This window comes from Lysinibacillus sp. A1, from assembly GCF_000801965.1.
Taxonomy (GTDB): domain Bacteria; phylum Bacillota; class Bacilli; order Bacillales_A; family Planococcaceae; genus Lysinibacillus; species Lysinibacillus fusiformis.
Genome location: NZ_JSZM01000045.1, coordinates 1 through 1,239 on the forward strand (window position 1 = coordinate 1; position 1,239 = coordinate 1,239).

The following is a 1,239-nucleotide window of genomic DNA, read 5'->3' on the forward strand; positions in this document are numbered from 1 at the left end:
GTATGACCCGTACGGGATTCGAACCCGTGTTACCGCCGTGAAAGGGCGGTGTCTTAACCACTTGACCAACGGGCCAATGGCGGAGAAGGAGGGATTTGAACCCTCGCGCCGGTTACCCGACCTACACCCTTAGCAGGGGCGCCTCTTCAGCCTCTTGAGTACTTCCCCACACAAAAAAAATGGCTCCGAAGGCAGGACTCGAACCTGCGACAACCTGATTAACAGTCAGGTGCTACTACCAACTGAGCTACTTCGGAATAAATAATGGGCCTAAATGGACTCGAACCATCGACCTCACGCTTATCAGGCGTGCGCTCTAACCAGCTGAGCTATAGGCCCTTGGAGCGGGTGATGAGAATCGAACTCACGACATCAGCTTGGAAGGCTGAGGTTTTACCATTAAACTACACCCGCATAAATGGTGGGTCAGGACGGAATCGAACCGCCGACACTTAGAGCTTCAATCTAATGCTCTACCAACTGAGCTACTGACCCATTTCGTCCATGCTAAGCTTGCTCACTTTTTGCTTCTCATGTCTATAAAAAATGGCGGTCCCGACCGGGATCGAACCGGCGATCTCCTGCGTGACAGGCAGGCATGTTAACCGCTACACCACGGGACCATTTGGTTGCGGGGGCCGGATTTGAACCAACGACCTTCGGGTTATGAGCCCGACGAGCTACCACTGCTCCACCCCGCGATAATCTTATTGTCTTTTCGAGTTTTTAAAGCACCATTTATGAATAAAACTGGAGGAGGTAGAGGGATTCGAACCCCCGCGCGGTGTTACCCGCCTGTCGGTTTTCAAGACCGATCCCTTCAGCCAGACTTGGGTATACCTCCGTAACAATATATAAATGGTGGACCTTGCAGGACTCGAACCTGCGACCGGACGGTTATGAGCCGTCTGCTCTAACCAACTGAGCTAAAGGTCCTTTAAGATGGCGGCAGAGGGGATCGAACCCCCGACCTTACGGGTATGAACCGTACGCTCTAGCCAGCTGAGCTACGCCGCCAGGATCTTTATACTGGTTAATTACTATGGTGGAGCCTAGCGGGATCGAACCGCTGACCTCCTGCGTGCAAGGCAGGCGCTCTCCCAGCTGAGCTAAGGCCCCATAATATTTTTTGGAAATGGTCGGGAAGACAGGATTCGAACCTGCGACCCCTTGGTCCCAAACCAAGTGCTCTACCAAGCTGAGCTACTTCCCGTTGTTCTTATGGCGCGCCCGACAGGA

Annotated in this window: 13 tRNA genes; all 13 read right to left on the reverse strand. The window is 53.2% G+C overall.

The features are described from left to right. Window positions 1-3: 3 nt before the first annotated feature. Window positions 4-75 (reverse strand) — tRNA-Glu (locus PI85_RS22915). A gap of 2 nt (window positions 76-77) precedes the next feature. Beyond that, window positions 78-168: transfer RNA gene (locus PI85_RS22920), tRNA-Ser, on the reverse strand. A 12-nt stretch (window positions 169-180) separates the two neighbouring features. Continuing rightward, window positions 181-257: transfer RNA gene (locus PI85_RS22925), tRNA-Asn, on the reverse strand. A gap of 8 nt (window positions 258-265) precedes the next feature. Next, window positions 266-339: transfer RNA gene (locus PI85_RS22930), tRNA-Ile, on the reverse strand. Between the two features lies 1 nt (window position 340). Next, a tRNA-Gly gene (locus tag PI85_RS22935) sits at window positions 341-414 on the reverse strand. A 5-nt stretch (window positions 415-419) separates the two neighbouring features. Continuing rightward, window positions 420-495: transfer RNA gene (locus PI85_RS22940), tRNA-Phe, on the reverse strand. Between the two features lie 52 nt (window positions 496-547). Then, window positions 548-623 (reverse strand) — tRNA-Asp (locus tag PI85_RS22945). Window positions 624-626: 3 nt separating this feature from the next. Then, window positions 627-701 (reverse strand) — tRNA-Met (locus tag PI85_RS22950). 50 nt (window positions 702-751) lie between these two features. Beyond that, a tRNA-Ser gene (locus PI85_RS22955) sits at window positions 752-844 on the reverse strand. A gap of 15 nt (window positions 845-859) precedes the next feature. After that, window positions 860-936, reverse strand: a tRNA-Ile gene (locus PI85_RS22960). A 7-nt stretch (window positions 937-943) separates the two neighbouring features. Then, window positions 944-1,017: transfer RNA gene (locus PI85_RS22965), tRNA-Met, on the reverse strand. A 26-nt stretch (window positions 1,018-1,043) separates the two neighbouring features. Next, window positions 1,044-1,119: transfer RNA gene (locus PI85_RS22970), tRNA-Ala, on the reverse strand. 17 nt (window positions 1,120-1,136) lie between these two features. Continuing rightward, window positions 1,137-1,213: transfer RNA gene (locus PI85_RS22975), tRNA-Pro, on the reverse strand. Window positions 1,214-1,239: the final 26 nt, after the last annotated feature.